The organism is Shewanella sp. HL-SH5, from assembly GCF_051163755.1.
GTDB lineage: Bacteria > Pseudomonadota > Gammaproteobacteria > Enterobacterales > Shewanellaceae > Shewanella > Shewanella glacialimarina.
The window spans coordinates 261,867-281,634 of sequence record NZ_CP195038.1 but is presented as its reverse complement, the minus strand read 5'-3'; the positions used below and the strand labels follow the sequence as shown (position 1 = coordinate 281,634).

Below are 19,768 nucleotides of genomic sequence, written 5' to 3'. Positions count from 1 at the left end.
TGTATAAAAGCACGATTTTTCAACTGCATAGCTGTACAAAAACCGTTCAGTTTTATTTTAACATCATGCTGGCTTAAAACCCAGTTCACTGCTTGCTAACTCACGTGATAACGCACCAATATTACCCGCACCTTGAGTTAGTAATAAGTCTCCGTCTTGTAATACATCAGGTAATACACTTGCGAGTTGATCAGGCCCAGAGATAAATATCGGGTCAACCTGACCGCGCACGCGAATTGAACGACACAATGCTCGGCCATCAGCACCCGGTATCGGATTTTCGCCAGCAGCATAAACATCAAGTAACAGCAAACAATCGACTTGCGATAGTACCTCGACAAAGTCTTCGTATAGATCGCGAGTACGGCTATAACGATGTGGCTGGTAAGCCATCACTAATCGTTTATCAGGCCAACCTGCACGTGCCGCTTTAATGGTTGCAAGTACTTCGCTTGGGTGATGCCCATAATCATCCACTAACATGACCTTGCCATTTGGGGTCTCAAACTCACCTAAATGCTGGAATCTACGGCCAATACCTTCAAACTCTGCTAATGCTTTGACAATAGAAGCATCATCAATCTCATCTTCACTGGCCACTGCAATAGTAGCTAAAGAGTTAAGCACGTTGTGTGCTCCGGGTAAGTTCAACACGATATCTAAATCGGGTCTGTCTTTTCTGTGCGCAGTAAAACGAGATTGATGCCCTTGCTGAACAAAATTACTTGCCCTGACGTCGGCATCTTCACTAAAACCATAGGTGACTACTTGACGTCCAACTCGCGGTAATATCTCTTGAATAACCGGGTCATCAATACACATTACCGCGACACCGTAAAATGGCAAATTATGTAAAAAATCCACAAATGTGGTTTTAAGTACTTCAAAGTCGCCGCCATAAGTGTCCATATGATCAGCTTCAATATTGGTTACGACACTGACCATTGGCTGTAAATGCAAGAAGCTGGCATCACTTTCATCTGCTTCAGCAATCAAATATCGGCTTGTACCTAAGCGTGCATTGGTACCTGCACTGTTTAATAGTCCGCCAATAACAAAAGTGGGATCGCGCTTAGCTTCACCATAAACACTGGCAATTAAACTGGTTGTGGTGGTTTTACCATGTGTACCAGCAATGGCTACACCATGACGATAACGCATCAGTTCAGCTAACATTTCTGCTCGACGCACGATTGGCGTACGATTTTCCTGTGCGGCTAGAATTTCAGGATTCTGCTTATCAATAGCCGTTGAGACGACCACAACATCCACATCAACAACATTGTTAGCCTGATGGCCAATAATAATTTTTGCTCCTAAACGGGCTAAACGTTCGGTGACATTATTTACCGCAATGTCCGAGCCACTAATTTGATAGCCTTCATTGACTAACACTTCCGCAATACCACCCATGCCAGCACCACCTATGCCAACAAAATGAATTCGCTTGATCCGTCTCATTTCTGGGATCATGCTACGAAGCTGTGCGTACTTTTCTGTCTTTGTCATTTCAACCCTTTTTCGCTACCGCGGCGCATATAGCTGCAACTCTTTGAGTGGCATCTAACACGGCTACGCCCCGTGCTTTTAGCCCCATTTGGAGCAATACTTGTCTATTACTGGCAAATAGCTGCAATTTTTCAGCAAGCAATTTTGCATTCAATTCTGTTTGCGGTAATAAAAAACCCGCCTTTGCATCCACTAACACTGCTGCGTTTTTAGTTTGATGATCATCTACTGCATGTGGATAGGGCACTAATATACTTGGTAATCCTACAGCGGCTAATTCAGATACAGTTAATGCACCTGAGCGGCACACTACCACATCAGCCCAGCGATATGCGGCTTCCATATCATCAATAAACTCGGCTACATTCACTTTATCAAGCTGGTTTAGTTGCTGATAAGCGGCTTTAACAGAATCTAGGTTATTTTTACCCACTTGGTGCCAAACAGTTATCGAATGCTGTGTCGCTAACTGAGCAACCGCATCAGGTAAGGTTTCATTAAGCGCCTTAGCACCTAGGCTTCCCCCAACAACAAGCACTTTTAATGCGTCTTCGCTAAGGGGTTTCTCTAGCCCACCGAGTAACACCAACTCTTGTCTGATGGGGTTACCCACCACTTCAACATTTTTAACATCGCTCGAAAACGTGTTGTTAAAAGCGCACAATACTTTGGTGGCAATTTTTGACAGTAATTTGTTCGTCAAACCTGGAATGGCATTTTGCTCATGCAGCACTACCGGAACGCCAGCCAACTTAGCTGCTATGCCACCAGGTCCACTGGCAAAACCGCCCATACCTAACACCACATTAGGCTTAAAATCGTCTATCACTGCTTTGGCTTGAATAATAGAGCGTATCACTTTAAACGGTGCAGCTAATTTACGCAGCAAGCCATTACCGCGCACGCCTTTAATATCGATAAACTCAATATCAAAACCATGTTGTGGCACTAAGCGTGCTTCCATACGGTCTGCAGTGCCTAACCATCGTACCTGCCAGCCGCTGGCGGCTAAATGTTTAGCCACGGCTAATGCAGGAAAAACATGACCACCGGTACCACCTGCCATCACTAATAATCTTGGAGAGTGGCTATAAGCAACTGCACTATTATTGTTATTTGTATCTGTCACTATTTAGCCCTCCCTTGTACTGCTTGAATCAAACTGACACGCCTTTCATGATCAATCCTGACTAACAACATTACCGCAGCGGTCATTACCCACAAGCTACTACCACCATAACTAATAAAGGGTAATGTCAGCCCTTTTGTTGGCAACATGCCAATACTTGCACCGACATTAACAACAGTTTGAAAGCAAATCCAAATACCCACGCCATATGCTACATAGCTTTCAAACGGTCGTTGCATTTGCAAACAAAGGTTACCCAATCTAATAGCGCGCAGTGCAATAAAAAACATTACTATTAGCACTGCAATAATGCCCATAAAGCCCAGTTCTTCACCAATGACCGCAAAAATAAAGTCGGTGTGCGCCTCAGGTAAGTAAGCTAACTTTTGAATACTATTACCTAAGCCTTGGCCAAACCAATCCCCCCGACCATAAGCCATTAACGATTGAGTTAACTGATAACCGCTGCCAAATGGGTCTTCCCACGGGTCCATAAACGACGTCACCCGTCGCATTCGGTATGGCTCAAATAACACCAGTAACACAAAGGTGGCGATTCCGAGTAATATCAACACCATAAAGTCAGTTATTCGGGCTCCAGCTAAAAATAATAAACTGACGGTACAAACGAATAATACCACTACTGTGCCTAGGTCGGGTTGCAGTAGAATTAACACCGCAAACAACACATAAACACCAATAGGCTTATAAAAGCCTTTGCGGTTTTCCCTTAACTCACCATGTCGACGAACTAGGTAACCCGCCATATAAACAATAAAAACAAACTTTGCCAGTTCAGCGACTTGAATACGCACAGGTCCAATGGCTAACCAACGCCTTGCACCATTAACCGATGTTCCCACCACCAATACGGCAAATAGCATAACTAACACGCCTATCATTAGCATGCCGCTATTTTTTTCCCAGTGACTCACCTCAACTTTCAACACCGCAAACGCAATGACAATGCAGCCAACAAGATAAAAAATATGCCGATAAATAAAGTGAAACGGATTCCCCGTTAACTTCTCTGCCTCTGGCATAGAAGCTGACATTACCATGACAAAACCAAAACACATCAGGCCAATAATAGCAGCTAAAAATGTGCGATCGTAAAGCTCCACGCCAGCGCTATTATCATCAAGCAATGAAGGCCAAATTCCTTTCAGCCCTTGTTTGAACAAGCTTAATCGCTGCTCATTACTGGCCATCTAGTTGTTCCACACATTGCTTAAAATCGTCGCCACGCGCCATAAAGTTGCGATACATATCTAAACTGGCGCACGCAGGTGACAGTAATACAATATCACCTGAGAAAGCTATTTTTGCAGCGGTATCAACCGCTTCTTTCATGGTGTTTACGCTAATACTATTACTTTTGAGCTTAGCTATTTTCGCGCCGTCTTTACCAAGAGTAATGACCTTTGCCACATGCTCTAATGCTGGAATTAAGGGGTTAAAATCAGCCCCTTTACCATCACCACCTGCAATTAAAAACACCTCACCTAAATGGGTATTTAATCCTTGCAACGCTGCAACCGTTGCACCAACATTGGTGGCTTTAGAATCATTGATATACGTCACACCGTCTACAACCGCCACAAGCTCACAACGATGGCTTAGGCCCTTAAAGCTACTAGCAACTTGAATAGCAAAAGCTTTATCGACTGAGCAGGCATCAACCAATGCCATTGCTGCCAGTAAATTTGCGTGGTTATGCGACCCAATTAAGGTGACATCATTCAAATTCATGATCTCACTGTCACCGTGGAAGATTTTACCGTCGCTTAATCCCCATTCGTCCCCTTCAGGCACCCCTAAACCGAATGTATTTTGATTCATGGGTTCAAAGGGAAAAGTCAGCTCATCATCACGGTTGTACATCACAAACTTACTTTGTGGGTACAGATTCAACTTAGCTTCCCGGTAGCTGGCAATGCTGCAATAACGATCCATATGATCTTCGCTAATATTTAAGCAAGTCGCTGCAATACAGTTTAACGAAAAGGTTGTTTCAAGCTGAAAGCTAGATAACTCCAATACATAGTATTCAACATCCAGAGCCAATAAATCTAATGCTGGAATACCAATATTACCGCCCATGGCGACTTTTTTTCCTGCTGCAACCAAGATGTCGTTCACCAGGGTTGTTACGGTAGACTTACCATTGGATCCTGTAATACCGATCACGCAAGGTTTTCTATCGTCAATGGCTCGGGCAAATAGCTCTACATCACCAATAACCTCAATACCCATGTCACGCGCAGCTCTAATCTCAGGTGTATCAATTGAGATACCAGGACTGATAATTAATTGACTTGCTTGAACTAAATATCGGCAATCAAAACCACCTGCCATCAATTCAACATCAGTAAACTCTTTTGCTAGCACATCTTCGCCTGGTGGGTGACGACGGCTATCCATTACCAAAGGTTTAATTCCCTGCGAAACTAAATAACGCACGACCGACAGCCCTGTGGCTCCAAGCCCTAACACTATGTGCGTATAATTGGATTGCATAATAATTTACCTTAACTTCAAGGTCGCAAGACCCAGTAACACAAGGAACAGTGAAATAATCCAAAAACGGACAATTACGCGCGGCTCTGGCCAGCCCTTTAATTCATAGTGGTGGTGTATAGGCGCCATACGGAAAATACGCTGCCCGCGAAGCTTGTAAGAGCCCACCTGTAAAATCACTGAAACGGTTTCCATCACAAATACGCCGCCCATAATCACCAGTAAAATCTCTTGGCGAACCAATACTGCAATAGTGCCTAAAGCAGCACCAAGTGCGAGTGAGCCTACATCGCCCATGAAAACTTGCGCAGGATAGGTGTTAAACCACAAAAAACCTAAACCAGCGCCAACAATTGCGGTACATACAATCACTAACTCACCGGCCTCTGGCAAATGAGGGATATGCAAATAGCTAGCAAACTGGGCATGACCTGACAGATAAGCAACCAGCGCAAATGCGCCTGCTACCATTACCGTAGGCATAATCGCTAAACCATCTAAACCATCGGTTAAATTAACCGCATTACTTGCACCAACAATGGTGAAGTAAGTTAAAAAGATAAACAGGATGCCAAGCTGTGGCATGACATCTTTAAAAAAGGGCACGACTAACTGAGTCTCTCCGGGTATTGTCGCTGAACTATATAAGTAAAAAGCGACAATTAACGCCGCTATAGACTGCGAAGCATATTTCCAGCGAGCGATAAGTCCTTTAGAGTTTTTCTTAACCACTTTTAAGTAGTCATCAAGAAAGCCTATCGCGCCAAAAGCACCTAACACAAACAACATCACCAACACGTATCGACTGGATAAGTCACCCCAGAGTAATACGCTGATAAAAATACCCGCTAGGATCAGTAATCCGCCCATAGTTGGGGTTCCGCGTTTACTAAAGTGTGATTCAGGGCCGTCATTACGCACAACTTGACCAATTTGCAATAACTGCAAACGCTCAATCAATTTTGGTCCCCACCACAAACTAAACACTAATGCGGTCAACAACCCTAAAATAGCTCTAAAAGTCACATAAGAAAAAACGTTAAACCCACTGTAAAACTGGGTTAAATACTCGGCCAGATAAACCAGCATCTACACTAACTCCCCGCGCCCAAAGGCATCTACTAATATATCGACCACACGTTCCATCGCTGCGCTTCGAGAACCTTTAACTAATATTGTCGCCTCACCTGGCAACTGATTTAATTGTGCTATTAACATCTGACCTAATTCACTGACATCTTGAAAATGTTGACTACCAAAAGCACGACTTGCGTGTGCAGATAAACTGCCACAACAATACAGCGCGTCAATATTAGCCATTTTAGCCTGCTTGCCGAGCTGTTCGTGCAAAGGGGCAGCATTGTCGCCTAATTCGCCCAAATCTCCCAGCACTAAACAACGGTGATGTTGACGTTGTTGCAACCAGTTAATCGCAGCACTGACTGAACTAGGGTTGGCATTATAACTATCATCTACCACTAAAAAACGCCCCAATGCTTTCGGCATCATGCGCCCTTTTACTGGTTGCAATAAACTCAGCCCTGAGGCCACCATCGATAAATCTAGCCCTAGAGCTAAACATATAGACGCAGAAGCCAGTGCATTACTGACTTGATGGATACCCGCCAACGGCAATTGCACCTCAACCGCTTGCGAGGCATATTCGAGTGAAAAATGATAACAACCTTGGGCACTGGCAACTAATTTAGTAGCTCGCACATCAGCGGTAACATCTAACTCCCGAGAAAAGCGCAGCTGCTTAAACGCCGCAGTTTTAATTGCCATAAAATCAGCAAACTGATCATCGGCATTAATCACGGCAGTACCGTCTGGTAACAAATGATTAAATATTTCAGATTTAGCCTGTGCAATGCCTTCTATCGAGCCAAACCCCTCAAGGTGTGCACTGCCGATATTGTTGACTAAGGCAACTTGCGGCTCAACTAGGCTACTGGTGTAGTTAATCTCACCTTTATGGTTCGCACCTAATTCAAATACACCATACTGATCACCTGGTGATAATCGCAACAGGGTAAGTGGGACACCAATATCGTTGTTAAAATTACCTGCGGTGAATAACACCTGAAATTGCTGAGATAAAATGGTTGCGACCATTTCTTTAACGCTGGTTTTACCGTTTGAGCCGGTTAACGCCACGGCTATCGGTGCCACTTGCTGTCGCACTAACTGACCTAATTGGCCTAAAGCTTTGTGAGTATTACTGACGACAACTTGAGGGATATTCAGCGGCAACTCTCGTTCAACTAATAACGCTGTAGCACCATTTTCTAAAGCCTTAGCTGCAAATTCATGGGCATCAAATCGTTCACCTTTGAGCGCGATAAATAGACTGTCATGATCAAATTTACGGCTATCAGTACTGACGGCCTTGATAGCGATATCCTCACCAATCAACTGACCATTTAAATTCTGTGCTATTTGACTTAATGAAAGCGAAATCATATTGAAGCCTCCATTAACTGCATGGCCAATGCGCGTTCATCATAATTCAATCGTTTTCCTGCCACTTCTTGATAAGTTTCATGACCTTTGCCCGCCAATAAAATAATGTCATCCGGCTTCGCTTGCGCCACAACTTGCTTGATTGCGCTGATCCGGTCGATATTAGACAGTGCTTGTGCGGGTGAAGCTAACCCCGCTAATACATCATCAATAATATTTTGCGGATTTTCACTACGCGTATTGTCGCTGGTGACCATAACGCGATCAGCAAATTGTTCTGCGGCCTGCGCCATTAAAGGACGCTTGCCTTTATCACGGTCGCCACCACAGCCAAAAACACACCACAATTGGCCTGCACAATGAACGCGAAGCGCTTTTAATGCCTGCTCGATAGCGTCCGGAGTATGGGCATAATCAACCACTAATGTTGCTTTACCATCGCATGCAAAACGCTCCATTCGACCTGCAACAGGTTTAATTTTCGGTAACACATTAAGTATGTCGGCCATTTCAATACCCTGTAACGATAAAGCTGAAATAGCGGCTAATACATTAGAAAGATTAAAATGCCCAAGTAGCGGTGAGATTAATTTTGCGCTCAATTTATCCTTGCCATTGGCTGAAGGATAAATCAATGTTGCATTAACACCCTGATCATTAAATACCGTGTCTTGGCAGTAAAAGTCTGCTTTGCTACTCGTTAAGCTAAAGGAGTATAACTGCAGCTTGCTAGCATTGCCGTTAAGTAAGTCAGCTGTGGATAATCCATCTTTTTGTAATTCACTTAACCATTGCTTACCCACGGCATCATCTAAATTAATCACCCCATTGGATAATGATGCAAATTGAAATAAGCGTTTTTTTGCTGCGGCATAGGCATCCATATCACCATGATAATCAAGATGATCGCGACTTAAATTGGTAAATACTGCGGTATTGAATGGCACAGCTTCAATCCGCCCTTGCACTAAACCGTGGCTTGATACTTCCATGGCACAAACGTTCGCGCCCTGCTGTTCAAATTGAGCTAATTGCTGCATCACTGTAATCGCATCAGCTGTGGTATTGCCACTGTCAACGAGCTCGCCCCATAATCCATTGCCAAGAGTCCCCATTACAGCCGCTTTTTGACCTAATAAAGTCACTATTTGCGCAATAATCTGGCTGACTGAGGTTTTACCATTCGTGCCAGTAATGCCTATTACTTTAAGCTTATTTGAGACACTATAGTATTGAGCTGCTACAGCTGACAGCTGTCTTGTCAATTGGCAGAAATGAATAATAGGCACGCTATTAATCAACTCGACGTGTTCATGTCGAGCGGGATCGTCTGTGTGCGCAAGTACCGCTATTGCGCCGTTTTCAATCGCAGCGTTAATATACTTTCGCCCATCAACTTGATAACCAGGCAAGGCAACAAACACTTTACCCTCATCTATCTGACGACTATCTAGGGTTAAGCTATAAAAAGTTTCAGCCCCGGCATAATGAAACCAGGGCGCGAGTAAATCTTTGAGTAACATCATCCCGCGCTCCTTGGCGCAGCCGCAAGCTTTATCGCATCGCGTTCAGAAATAGGTTCGACATTGAGCATTTGCAGGGCACCGGACATTATCTTGGCAAAAGCAGGGCCGGCGACATCGCCGCCATAATACTTATCACCTTTGGGTTCATTTATGACCACAGATATAGCCAGTCTTGGGGTATGCACAGGCGCTACACCGGCAAATATTGCCACATAATCATCACCATAGCCTCCAGCTACCGCCTTACGACTGGTGCCTGTTTTACCCGCTATAGGATAACCATCAATATGCGCCTTAGTCGCTGTACCACCGGTTTCAGTCACGCCGACCAACATTTGCATGACATCTTTAGCAACTTGCTCAGATAATACTTGCTGGCCTTTAGGTGGCTCTTTCAACTTTAAAATAGATACCGGAAACAATACGCCGCCACTACCTAGGGTGGCATACATGCGGGCAAGTTGAAGCGGCGTGGCGGTAAAACCATAACCAAATGATAATGTCGCGCGTTCAAAATCAGACCAACGGCGGCGATCATGAATTAATCCTGCACTTTCACCCGTTAAGTTAATACCTGAATAATTGCCAAGTCCCATAGATTGATAAGTACCAAGCAATTGTTGAACTGGCATAGATAAGGCGAGTTTACTGATACCTACGTTAGATGATTTGACCAGTATTTTTGCCAGCGACATATCACCATAGTTGTTTGAATCACGTACCTGACGGCCACCAATCCGCATCCAACCTGGCGATGTTGAAATCAGATCATCAGACTTTACGGTTCCAGCCTCTAAAGCCGCCGCCACAACAAAGGGTTTAACGGTAGATCCAGGTTCAAAAGTATCTGTTAATGCGCGATTACGCATTCGGTGTGCTTGCAAATTATCGCGAGCATTGGGGTTATATGATGGCGTATTGACCATAGCTAGCACTTCGCCAGTAAGCACATCAATCACCACTACAGAACCTGAAGTTGCTTGATAGGTTTCAGTAGCCCGCTTTAATTCTCGATATGCCAATTGTTGAATGCGTTGATCAATACTTAAGACGATGTCGTTAGAGTTTTCACCCTCTTGCACCATATCTAGACGTTCAACTACGCTACCGTCACGAGATTTACGTACTTTTTGCTTTGACGGTGTCCCTGTTAACCAGGTGTTATAGGTGTTTTCAATACCCTCAATGCCAACATCATCAATATTGGTGATACCAATTAACTGAGCAGCAATTTCTCCGGCGGGATAATAGCGACGTGATTCTGATTTTAGGTAGATACCGCCAATTTTTAATTGCTCAATATAATCAGCAACTGCAGGAGTAACTTGACGCTTTAGATAGACAAACCGTTTCTTTGGATCGCGCTTTACTTTCTCAACCAATTTATCCACAGGCTCTTGCAGTACATCGGCTAATGCTTGCCAACGGCGCATATCAACAAAGGCTTTTTGATCGTATGCGTGTTTAGGGTCGGCCCATACCGCTCGTACAGGTACGCTGACGGCAAGCATGTCACCATGTCGGTCGGTAATTAAGCCTCTTTGTACCTGGTTACTGGTCGTTCGTAGCGTACGCATATCACTTTCGTGACGCAGTTTATCCGGTTCAATAATTTGAATGTAGGCTGCACGGGCAATCAAACTGACAAATAACAGCATGACAAATCCCACCACAACGTATAGACGCCATGGGATCAATTCAGGATTTTGTTTACGCTTTGCTTGTCTGGACATATTCCCTATGCTCACTGTGCCCGTATCACCACTTCTTCTTTGGGAAGTGGTCTAGACATGTTTAAGTCTTTTGTTGCAATGCGGGTAACACGGCTGTGTTCCGACTGCGACTGCTCTTCTAACAATAAATTTCGCCACTCAATATCAAGACGGTCTTGTTCTTGTAATAATTCGTCCCATTGCGATGTCAGCTTGCGACTCACATGGCTGGTATACACTACGGCTACGGCATTTATCATCACGATAATCGTCGCCAGCACCACCCATTTATGGTGCCATATATCCTGTAAAACGATACGGGGAAGATTGAGTGGAGGCTGGCTCAAAATCTTCTACCTTAGTACGGCAAACGCTCGGCCACACGTAGCACTGAGCTACGCGAGCGAGGGTTTTGTTCAATCTCTTCATCCGATGGTTTTAATGCTTTACTCATTGGCTTCAATTTGCGCGACTTATTTATTTGATCTTCAGTGATAGGTAGACCATACGGCACACTTTCACCTTGACTGTGACGACGAATAAAACGTTTCACCATGCGATCTTCTAATGAATGAAAACTAATTACTGATAAGCGTCCTTCAGGCGCTAACACTTTTAAAGAACCTTCAAGTGCCTGGTCAATTTGCTCTAACTCACTATTGATATAAATACGAATTGCTTGAAACACACGGGTTGCAGGATGCTTGTTGCGTTCTTTATTTTTAGTGATACGTGCAATCAATTCAGCTAAATCTTTAGTACGTAAAAAGGGTTTTTCGTCCCTGTCAGCAGCAATGCAACGGGCAATGTGACGAGAATTTTTTTCTTCGCCATAGGTTTTAAATACCCACGCCATATCTTCAATTTCAGCACGGGCAATCCATTGCGCTGCAGTTTCGCCCTGGCTATTGTCCATGCGCATATCTAATGGACCGTCGCGTAAAAAACTAAAACCACGGTCAGCATCATCAAGTTGTGGCGATGACACGCCTAAATCCAGTAGTACACCATTAATCTTGCCAACTAGCCCTAAGTCTTCAATGTAATCGGCCATCTGACCAAATCCACCGTGAACAATTTGAAAGCGAGGATCGTCAGCAAACGATTTAGCAGCTTCAATTGCTTGCGGGTCTCGGTCAATGGCAATTAAACGTCCATTAGGACCTAAGTGACTCAGTACATGTCGTGAGTGTCCGCCACGGCCAAATGTGCCATCGATATAGATGCCATTAGGATCAATATTAAGACCCTCTACAGTCTCTTTTAATAACACGCTTAAGTGAGCAAACTCTTGACTCATTTGGGTCTTCTTTTCATCACATTACAGGGTAAATTGGCTCAACCTTGGATGGCTGGCCAAATTCTGGTTGCTGATCAGCTCATGGTTTTGCTCCATTTGCAGCTGCCAAGCCCCTTCTTCCCATAATTCAAATTTATTTAATAAGCCAACTAACATGGTTTTTTTATCCAAATTAGCAAAGCTTCTGAGTATTGGCGGCACAACAATGCGGCCATGGCTGTCTAGTTCACATTCTTGGGCATATCCCAATAATTTGCGTTTCAACGAGCGCTCTGTGGGGTCAATGTCAGAAAGTAGTAACAATTTAGTTTCCATGAGTTCCCACTCATGTAAGGGATAAATCAGCAAGCAAGGAGAGTTAATATCAACGGTCAATACAAGCATGCCATCGTGCGCATTACGTAACGCATCGCGGAATCTCGCTGGCATAGCGATCCGTCCTTTTGCGTCCATATTGATTGCACTTGCACCTCGAAACACCTTTAGAAAGTCCTTGTTGTTTTAATTTGATCCACAATGATCCACTTCTTCCCACAAATGCTAAGTTTAGGGATACAACACAAGTGTTGTCAAGGGATGTGAACATATATTAAATCCAGACGCCAAGCGGGTTAGCAGGGAATTTTTAGCTGGGGAATAAAAACAATAGATAAAGCGAATAATAACCACGAAAAATATGAGTTAATGAATAAAACCAGATACATATCGGCGGTTATTTCAGCAACTTTTATCTTACCTAATGTTAACAAATCAAACTATATCGTACGATTAATAGGTTAAATCATCTGTAAACGGTATGATTTACCCTTAACAACACGCCATATTAAATATCATTTTTAATTAAACTTAATCCATCTGGTGTAAATAAATCGCCATCAAGCATAAAAAGCATACAATTTATGTTGCTGATAATTGATGACAAGAGAACTTAGCAGACATTTGGTTAGTAGAATGTAATGCAGGCTGGATGATTTGTACTACAGCATTGCTAAAGCATTTTTTAGATCATTTGATAGAATAAATGAATATTTGATTAAAATATCGCCCACACAGGCCGATATAAGGTAAATAATAATGCAATCTTACGGTAACAGCGCCTAAAAGATGGCATTGAAATAAATGAAGTCAATAGCCCTATTATTACTCACATGGGATGTCAGTGATCATACACGACAAGGAGGCAAACATGAGTTTAGACAGCATATATGCCATGCTTAGCAAACCCGTACAATTTATTACCCAGCGAAGACGCATTGTCGATCGTGTAAGTGCGTCGACTCCCTCGAGTGAGGTCGCACCTGATAGTTATGAGGAGCCACAGGCTGAGCTTCCCTCATCCCATAACGAACGAGTACACAATACCCAAGCTAAGCAGAAATCGAAAGTAGAATATGAACTAGGCACTGGCGACTATATTACTGATGATGACGCGCCTTTAAGTGAGCCTAAAAGTAAACATAAGACCAAGCATATAGATCTTGAAGTATAGCGGCGTCATTGACACCAATAAGGTTTACTGCAGACACTAAAAAGCTGTCTCAACCTTATATTCAATATCCAAATCTGTTACTGGATTAATTTATACCTCTTGCGTACTGACTTGCTTGACCGCTTTAAGCCAACCTTGATATAAGGTTTCACGGGTAGCGTTATCCATTTGCGCACTAAAAATACGATCGGTTGCCAGTATAGACTGTAATTCTTGCGTCGATTTCCATACCCCCACAGCTAGCCCGGCTAAAAATGCTGCTCCCATCGCGGTGGTTTCAGTCACCTTAGGTCTTAATACATTTACATTAGTTATATCTGCTTGAAACTGCATTAAAAAGTCATTGGCGACTGCGCCACCATCTACTCGAATTTGGGTGAGTGGCACACCAGAATCTTTACTCATGGCATCGAGCAAATCTCGCGACTGATAAGCAATTGACTCTAATGCAGCACGAATAATATGACTACGATTAGCACCACGGGTTAATCCCACAATTGCCCCTCGAGCATCAGCGTCCCAGTAAGGTGCACCTAAACCTACAAATGCTGGCACTACATAAACCCCGTTGGTATCACTCACCTTATCGGCATAATATTGTGTATCGCAGGCATCTTGAATCAGGCCTAACTCATCACGTAACCACTGAATAATTGCCCCGCCCATAAAAACCGACCCCTCTAACGCAAAACAGGCCTGACCTTTATCGCCAATAGCCACAGTGGTCAATAACCCATGGGTAGATTCAACGGCTTTATCACCAGTGTTCATCAATAAAAAGCAACCTGTACCATAGGTATTTTTCACCATGCCCGACTCTAAGCAAAGTTGGCCAAATAAAGCCGATTGTTGATCGCCCGCCATCCCTGCGACAGGAATGCCTTGGCCACCGGCTAACTCAGTGTGGCCATAAACTTCACAGGAGGATTTTACTTCAGGTAATAAAGCCCGCGGTATTTGAAATAGACTTAATAGCTCTTCATCCCATTGCTGAGTATGAATATTATACAGCATAGTTCTGGACGCATTAGTCGGTTCGGTGACATGAACTTCGCCTTGGGTTAATTTCCATACCAACCAGGTATCAACGGTACCAAATAGTAAATCGCCTGCTTCAGCTTGCGCACGCGCGCCCTCAACATTATCTAAAATCCACTTAATTTTTGAAGCTGAAAAATAAGGGTCTAATACTAAACCGGTTTTTTGCCGAATAAGCTTTTCTGCGCCTTGCGCTTTTAATTGCTGGCAAATACTTTGGCTGCGCCGACACTGCCACACAATCGCATTATAAATAGGTTTTCCGGTGTGCTTATTCCATATAATAGTGGTTTCACGTTGATTGGTAATGCCGATAGCGGCAACGTCATGGCGGCTAATACCTGCGCGCGTTAACACTTCCACTAATGAAGAACTTTGTGACGACCAAATTTCCATCGGATCATGTTCCACCCAGCCTGCCTGTGGATAATGCTGACTAAATTCTCGCTGCGAAATAGCCACAATGTCGGCTTGATGATTAAACACAATCGCTCTAGAACTGGTGGTGCCTTGATCTAATGCAATAATGTATTTTTTAGCTTTCATGTAACGCTCTCTTATTCATTTACATTACTAATGAGTTATTAATCTCAGCTCAGGATGATAAACGCTGACCACGACTTACTGAGGATCATCACACTGATGTGCCTTGTAATACCAAACCGCTGCAATTCTTTGTTCTTCAAATAGATATACGCCGATACTGCATTTAGATACCCACTTACCCTCTTTTTGCCAGGAAACCTGTTCAACCGTACTGACAAAATCACCTGTGTCAATCGACTTAATTACTCGAGAGTGCGCCCGGCTAGAATCTGAGAAATAATCTTTCATTGATTTAACTAATTCGTCTCTTGTGGTTGTTTGATTATTAATTCCTGCACGTGTTACATCAAACCACAGCGCCTCTTTGGTCACCATTTTGCCCATTAATTCTGGATCACGTAAATTAAATGCCTCAACAAATTGGCTCACTAGTTGGCTTTTATCGTTAGCTTGAACAGAAAAACTTGCGACTAAGGCTATTGCGACCATCATAAATTTAATCATTCTTGTTTCCTTATTCACACAAAAAAGCCCCGCTATGCGAGGCTATTAAAAAGCGGCTCAAAAATGCGGATTACATTTTGTAGCTTAATTGAACTCCCGCAAGCCACACGTCACCGTTAGCTTCGCCATCAAAATTCACTAAAGCCAATCCAGCCAGATTTTGCTGTTCATTAATCGGCGCATCACCATACATACGAATATAGGTTACCGCAAAATCAACGGTAAGATTTTTGCTAGCTTGATAACCTGCTCCCATACTAAACCATAAACGGTCAGTATCTGGAATAGTTGTAGTACGATATTGATCTTCAACAGCCGTTTTATCTAATGCCAAGCCTGCACGCACTAACCAATCATTATTAAGCTGATAAGTACCACCAAGGGCATAACGCCAATTATCCTTGAAGTTTTCGTCTTTTACTAAGTCAGATTCAACGCCACTAACTGGCTTTTGCTCACCAGGGAAATATGCCACTAATTGATCAAATACACTCCATTGAGTCCAATTGACACTTGCATGCATCGCAAATTTCTCAGTAAGCTGGTTATAAGAAGCTAATTCAGCAAATGCAGGCGTCTCGATCGGAAGATAACCTTCAATTGATAAATCTTGACCACCATCATAAAGCAAGCCAGACGCGTGACCTTCTAACTCAAGTTCAACGCCGCTGTGATAAGCCAAACCTAAACGATGATCAGCGTTTATCTGCCAGCTAGCACCCAGTTTCCACCCCAAGGCTATATCATCACCTTCCATTGCTTTTAACGTCATACCAGAATCTGGTAAACGTGCAGCAACGGCTGCGGGCAATGCTGGATTAGATTTAATCGCCCCCACCCAAGCAGGCGTAGTTGCGCTGATACTACCTTCTCCATAAACCACACGTAGACCGCCACCTACTGAAAATTGCTCATTGATTTTATAAGCAATATTAGGATTAAACTCTACCGTTGTAATCGCGGTTTCATTACCAAAAATTGCCGCAGCATGTGTAGTATCAATTTCAGTGGCTAGGCCATAGTTTGAGTTTACCGTTAATCCCCAGGTCCATTCGTCAGTTAACTGGTTAGAATAATAAAAATTAGGCACTAGTGCGTCACCTGCTACATCATGCGCACTGGCTGGCACATGCATAGCTTGAGCGCCCAATAAAGGAGAGGTAATCGCAATGTCACCCGTCACATCAATATTAGGCATGACATAAATGCCTCCAGCTGACAGTTGACGCCCGGTCAGATACGTTAACATTGCCGGATTACGTGATTGCGCAGACGCGTTATCGGCCATTGCCGCTTCACCTGCAAATGCACGACCTAAGCCGGTTGATGAATATTCTGCTAACTGAAAACCTGCAGCTTGAGCTTGTGAAGTCGTGCCAAAGACAATAGCTGATATTGCCAAAGTGATTATTGTTTTTTTCATTATCATTCTCTTAGTTATTGTATTTAACCTCAGCTCAGGATAACAAATGCATATCAAACAGCTCTTTGCACCGCTAACTGTGTTTAATTTACTTGCAATAGGCTAGCTGTTGACGCGTTAGTTCGCCTTATTACCAGCGCAAAGCTCAAGTTTGAGAGTAAACATCTGAATTTAAATATTTAAATCCCGCTTATTCATCCCTTAACCCAAGTTGAGGTTATTTATATCTGCCTTTAACCCAAAATCACTTTTAGAGTAATTGCTCGGCATTTATACGGCGCAAGTTTACGGATCTAAAACGCCATTGCAACCGCTAGCGTACAAATGCTGGATCACAAAATGATTGATATTACTGATAACTTGCTCACAAGTTATTCAATAAACAAAAGGATATCAACGAAGTGTTGGCTGAATAGTTATAGTCAAATAACATGTAATTTAATTATTTATATATATCAATAACTAATGATAAAAAATTGGCTAGTTCTAACGCACACGAGTTAGCTGAATTTAAAACAGAAATTCGCAAAGCATGAGTTAAAACAGAATGAGAAAGGTTGTAAATAATTGTAAAAATAACTTAATAAAAAGCCCCGCAATCTATGCGAGGCTTTTTTTATCACTTAACCGCTAACAAAGTTAGCGGTTAATATTATAGGCTGTAGTACATTTCAAACTCTAATGGATGAGTAGTACGGGCTACACGCTCAGCTTCTGCAGTCTTCAAAGTGATATAAGACTGGATGAAATCTTCACTGAATACGCCACCTTTAGTTAAAAACTCATGGTCAGCTTTCAAGTTTTCAAGCGCGTTTTCTAAAGAAGTTGCAACTTGTGGGATCTCAGCAGCTTCTTCAGGCGGTAAGTCATACAAGTCTTTGTCCATGGCATCGCCAGGGTGGATCTTGTTTTGTATACCATCAAGACCTGCCATTAATAATGCCGCAAAACCTAAATATGGGTTTGCATGTGGATCAGGGAAACGTGCTTCGATACGACGACCCTTAGGGCTTGGCACTACTGGAATACGAATAGATGCACTACGGTTACGCGCAGAGTAAGCTAACATAACAGGCGCTTCGAAATGTGGTACTAAACGCTTATAAGAGTTAGTGCTTGGGTTAGTGAATGCGTTCAATGCACGAGCGTGCTTGATAATACCACCAATGTAGTAAAGCGCTAATTCACTTAAACCAGCATACTTATCGCCAGCAAATAAGTTGACACCGTCTTTAGCTAAAGATTGGTGTACGTGCATACCGCTGCCATTGTCACCTACGATAGGCTTAGGCATAAAGGTCGCTGTTTTGCCATAAGCATGCGCCATGTTATGAACAACATACTTAAGAATTTGGATTTCATCCGCTTTCTTAGTCAAAGTGTTGAAACGTGTTGCAATTTCGTTTTGGCCCGCTGTCGCCACTTCATGGTGATGTGCTTCTACAACTTGACCCATTTCTTCAAGTACTAAACACATTGCAGAACGTAAGTCTTGTGAAGAATCAACTGGCGCAACTGGAAAATAACCACCTTTCACCATTGGACGGTGACCTGTGTTGCCATCAGCGTATTCTTTACCAGAGTTCCATGCCGCTTCTTTCGCATCAATCTTCACGAAACAACCTGACATATCAGTACCAAAACGAACGTCATCAAATAAGAAGAACTCAGGCTCAGGACCAATCAATACTGTATCAGCAATACCGGTAGAAATTAGATACGCTTCTGCTTTTTTAGCGATAGAGCGTGGGTCACGGTCGTAACCAGTCATAGTACCAGGTTCTAAAATGTCACAACGGATAAGTGCTGTTGTTTCTTCGGTGAAAGGGTCTAAAACAAAAGTAGTTGGATCAGGCATTAATACCATGTCTGATTCATTGATGCCTTTCCAGCCTGCGATTGAAGAACCGTCAAACATTTTACCGTCTTCAAAAAACTCTTCATTTACTTGATGAGATGGAATAGAAACGTGCTGTTCTTTACCTTTAGTATCGGTAAAGCGTAAGTCAACAAACTTAACTTCTAACTCTTTAAGTTGCTTTAATACTGATTCAACTGACATTCTCAAGCCTCCGGTAGGGTCAAGGGTATTCCCTTCTAATATTTAATATTACTGTTCACCAAGTTTTATTGACTCAGCAAACTAATGTAAAACAATGATGTCCACATGATGACGTTTACTTAGCTATTATCATGCCAGATATATAAGCATCTGATTTATATAAATTTGATATTTTTAGATTTTCTCAAAAAACAAAGTCTGCACCAAATAGATCCATTCTACGCACCATAACAGTGCACAACACCAGAGTGGTGCACGCCAGTTTGATTATATAGAGACTGAAACCGAAAAAGTGCGTACAGATAACAATTTACTGAACAAAATAGCGAAAACTGTGTTTTACATCTTTTGTAACCTAGCCTACGTTAAGGCGATGATAAAGTTTATATCACTAAATTAACGGCAAATTTATAGCATAATAAGACGAAAATATGAGGTGTTCAAAAAAAATCCTATCTACTGAGGCCTTGCTGGAGTAGAATGGCACGCTTTTTTATGGTGGCTATCATTAAATAGTTGCTGTAAATAATCCCTTTTTTTGTTTGAT

At 42.8% G+C, this 19,768-nt stretch carries 16 protein-coding genes; 1 reads left to right on the top strand and 15 read right to left on the bottom strand.

The features are described from left to right. Positions 1-63: 63 nt before the first annotated feature. From murC to mraZ, 11 genes are all read right to left on the bottom strand, one after another. Positions 64-1,509 (bottom strand): UDP-N-acetylmuramate--L-alanine ligase, encoded by a 1,446-nt coding sequence (murC, locus tag ACRWQM_RS01200; protein WP_434930991.1) that lies wholly within the window; start codon positions 1,507-1,509, stop codon positions 64-66. A 1-nt stretch (position 1,510) separates the two neighbouring features. Next, positions 1,511-2,575 (bottom strand): undecaprenyldiphospho-muramoylpentapeptide beta-N-acetylglucosaminyltransferase, encoded by a 1,065-nt coding sequence (gene murG / locus ACRWQM_RS01195; RefSeq protein ID WP_434928882.1) that lies wholly within the window; start codon positions 2,573-2,575, stop codon positions 1,511-1,513. Positions 2,576-2,637: 62 nt separating this feature from the next. Further along, positions 2,638-3,849, bottom strand: coding sequence for a cell division protein FtsW (gene ftsW, locus ACRWQM_RS01190; RefSeq protein WP_434927446.1), 1,212 nt, complete (start codon positions 3,847-3,849; stop codon positions 2,638-2,640). Further along, positions 3,839-5,158 (bottom strand): UDP-N-acetylmuramoyl-L-alanine--D-glutamate ligase, encoded by a 1,320-nt coding sequence (gene murD / locus ACRWQM_RS01185; RefSeq protein ID WP_434930990.1) that lies wholly within the window; start codon positions 5,156-5,158, stop codon positions 3,839-3,841. Before murD ends, ftsW begins: the two co-directional genes overlap by 11 nt. A 6-nt stretch (positions 5,159-5,164) precedes the next feature. Further along, a complete protein-coding gene (gene mraY, locus ACRWQM_RS01180; protein ID WP_226412735.1) occupies positions 5,165-6,247 on the bottom strand; it encodes a phospho-N-acetylmuramoyl-pentapeptide-transferase in 1,083 nt (360 codons plus the stop codon). Then, positions 6,248-7,621: a UDP-N-acetylmuramoyl-tripeptide--D-alanyl-D-alanine ligase gene (locus ACRWQM_RS01175; protein WP_434930989.1), complete on the bottom strand. Its 1,374-nt coding sequence runs from the start codon at positions 7,619-7,621 to the stop codon at positions 6,248-6,250. Further along, positions 7,618-9,147 (bottom strand): UDP-N-acetylmuramoyl-L-alanyl-D-glutamate--2,6-diaminopimelate ligase, encoded by a 1,530-nt coding sequence (murE, locus tag ACRWQM_RS01170; RefSeq protein WP_434930988.1) that lies wholly within the window; start codon positions 9,145-9,147, stop codon positions 7,618-7,620. Before murE ends, ACRWQM_RS01175 begins: the two co-directional genes overlap by 4 nt. After that, a complete protein-coding gene (locus tag ACRWQM_RS01165) occupies positions 9,144-10,880 on the bottom strand; it encodes a penicillin-binding transpeptidase domain-containing protein (protein WP_434927450.1) in 1,737 nt (578 codons plus the stop codon). The genes murE and ACRWQM_RS01165 overlap by 4 nt, the downstream gene beginning before the upstream one ends. 11 nt (positions 10,881-10,891) lie before the next feature. Further along, positions 10,892-11,206 (bottom strand): cell division protein FtsL, encoded by a 315-nt coding sequence (ftsL, locus tag ACRWQM_RS01160; RefSeq protein ID WP_434927451.1) that lies wholly within the window; start codon positions 11,204-11,206, stop codon positions 10,892-10,894. 11 nt (positions 11,207-11,217) lie between these two features. Further along, complete coding sequence (gene rsmH / locus ACRWQM_RS01155; RefSeq protein ID WP_434930987.1) at positions 11,218-12,159, bottom strand: 16S rRNA (cytosine(1402)-N(4))-methyltransferase RsmH; 942 nt, start codon at positions 12,157-12,159, stop codon at positions 11,218-11,220. A gap of 21 nt (positions 12,160-12,180) precedes the next feature. After that, a complete protein-coding gene (gene mraZ / locus ACRWQM_RS01150) occupies positions 12,181-12,639 on the bottom strand; it encodes a division/cell wall cluster transcriptional repressor MraZ (protein WP_434927453.1) in 459 nt (152 codons plus the stop codon). 706 nt (positions 12,640-13,345) lie between these two features. Between mraZ and ACRWQM_RS01145 the strand changes: the two genes are divergently transcribed. Next, positions 13,346-13,648: a hypothetical protein gene (locus tag ACRWQM_RS01145; protein WP_434930985.1), complete on the top strand. Its 303-nt coding sequence runs from the start codon at positions 13,346-13,348 to the stop codon at positions 13,646-13,648. 90 nt (positions 13,649-13,738) lie between these two features. Here ACRWQM_RS01145 and glpK read toward each other — a convergent pair whose 3' ends face one another. The 4 genes from glpK to glnA all read right to left on the bottom strand — a co-directional run bounded on the left by glpK (position 13,739) and on the right by glnA (position 19,221). Beyond that, positions 13,739-15,232: a glycerol kinase GlpK gene (gene glpK / locus ACRWQM_RS01140; RefSeq protein WP_434930983.1), complete on the bottom strand. Its 1,494-nt coding sequence runs from the start codon at positions 15,230-15,232 to the stop codon at positions 13,739-13,741. A gap of 75 nt (positions 15,233-15,307) precedes the next feature. After that, positions 15,308-15,736, bottom strand: coding sequence for a nuclear transport factor 2 family protein (locus ACRWQM_RS01135; protein ID WP_434930982.1), 429 nt, complete (start codon positions 15,734-15,736; stop codon positions 15,308-15,310). Positions 15,737-15,806: 70 nt separating this feature from the next. Further along, the gene (locus tag ACRWQM_RS01130) at positions 15,807-17,159 is read right to left on the bottom strand and encodes an outer membrane protein transport protein (protein WP_434930981.1); all 1,353 of its coding nucleotides are present in this window, start codon (positions 17,157-17,159) and stop codon (positions 15,807-15,809) included. A 652-nt stretch (positions 17,160-17,811) separates the two neighbouring features. After that, the gene (gene glnA / locus ACRWQM_RS01125; protein WP_434927458.1) at positions 17,812-19,221 is read right to left on the bottom strand and encodes a glutamate--ammonia ligase; all 1,410 of its coding nucleotides are present in this window, start codon (positions 19,219-19,221) and stop codon (positions 17,812-17,814) included. Between the last annotated feature and the right edge of the window lie 547 nt (positions 19,222-19,768).

Coding starts and splice junctions, on each gene's coding strand:
- murC (WP_434930991.1), bottom strand. CDS start 1,509: ATGACAAAGACAGAAAAGTACGCACAGCTTCGTAGCATGATCCCAGAA.
- murG (WP_434928882.1), bottom strand. CDS start 2,575: ATGGCAGGTGGTACCGGTGGTCATGTTTTTCCTGCATTAGCCGTGGCT.
- ftsW (WP_434927446.1), bottom strand. CDS start 3,849: ATGGCCAGTAATGAGCAGCGATTAAGCTTGTTCAAACAAGGGCTGAAA.
- murD (WP_434930990.1), bottom strand. CDS start 5,158: ATGCAATCCAATTATACGCACATAGTGTTAGGGCTTGGAGCCACAGGG.
- mraY (WP_226412735.1), bottom strand. CDS start 6,247: ATGCTGGTTTATCTGGCCGAGTATTTAACCCAGTTTTACAGTGGGTTT.
- ACRWQM_RS01175 (WP_434930989.1), bottom strand. CDS start 7,621: ATGATTTCGCTTTCATTAAGTCAAATAGCACAGAATTTAAATGGTCAG.
- murE (WP_434930988.1), bottom strand. CDS start 9,147: ATGATGTTACTCAAAGATTTACTCGCGCCCTGGTTTCATTATGCCGGG.
- ACRWQM_RS01165 (WP_434927450.1), bottom strand. CDS start 10,880: ATGTCCAGACAAGCAAAGCGTAAACAAAATCCTGAATTGATCCCATGG.
- rsmH (WP_434930987.1), bottom strand. CDS start 12,159: ATGAGTCAAGAGTTTGCTCACTTAAGCGTGTTATTAAAAGAGACTGTA.
- ACRWQM_RS01145 (WP_434930985.1), top strand. CDS start 13,346: ATGAGTTTAGACAGCATATATGCCATGCTTAGCAAACCCGTACAATTT.
- glpK (WP_434930983.1), bottom strand. CDS start 15,232: ATGAAAGCTAAAAAATACATTATTGCATTAGATCAAGGCACCACCAGT.
- ACRWQM_RS01135 (WP_434930982.1), bottom strand. CDS start 15,736: ATGATTAAATTTATGATGGTCGCAATAGCCTTAGTCGCAAGTTTTTCT.
- ACRWQM_RS01130 (WP_434930981.1), bottom strand. CDS start 17,159: ATGAAAAAAACAATAATCACTTTGGCAATATCAGCTATTGTCTTTGGC.
- glnA (WP_434927458.1), bottom strand. CDS start 19,221: ATGTCAGTTGAATCAGTATTAAAGCAACTTAAAGAGTTAGAAGTTAAG.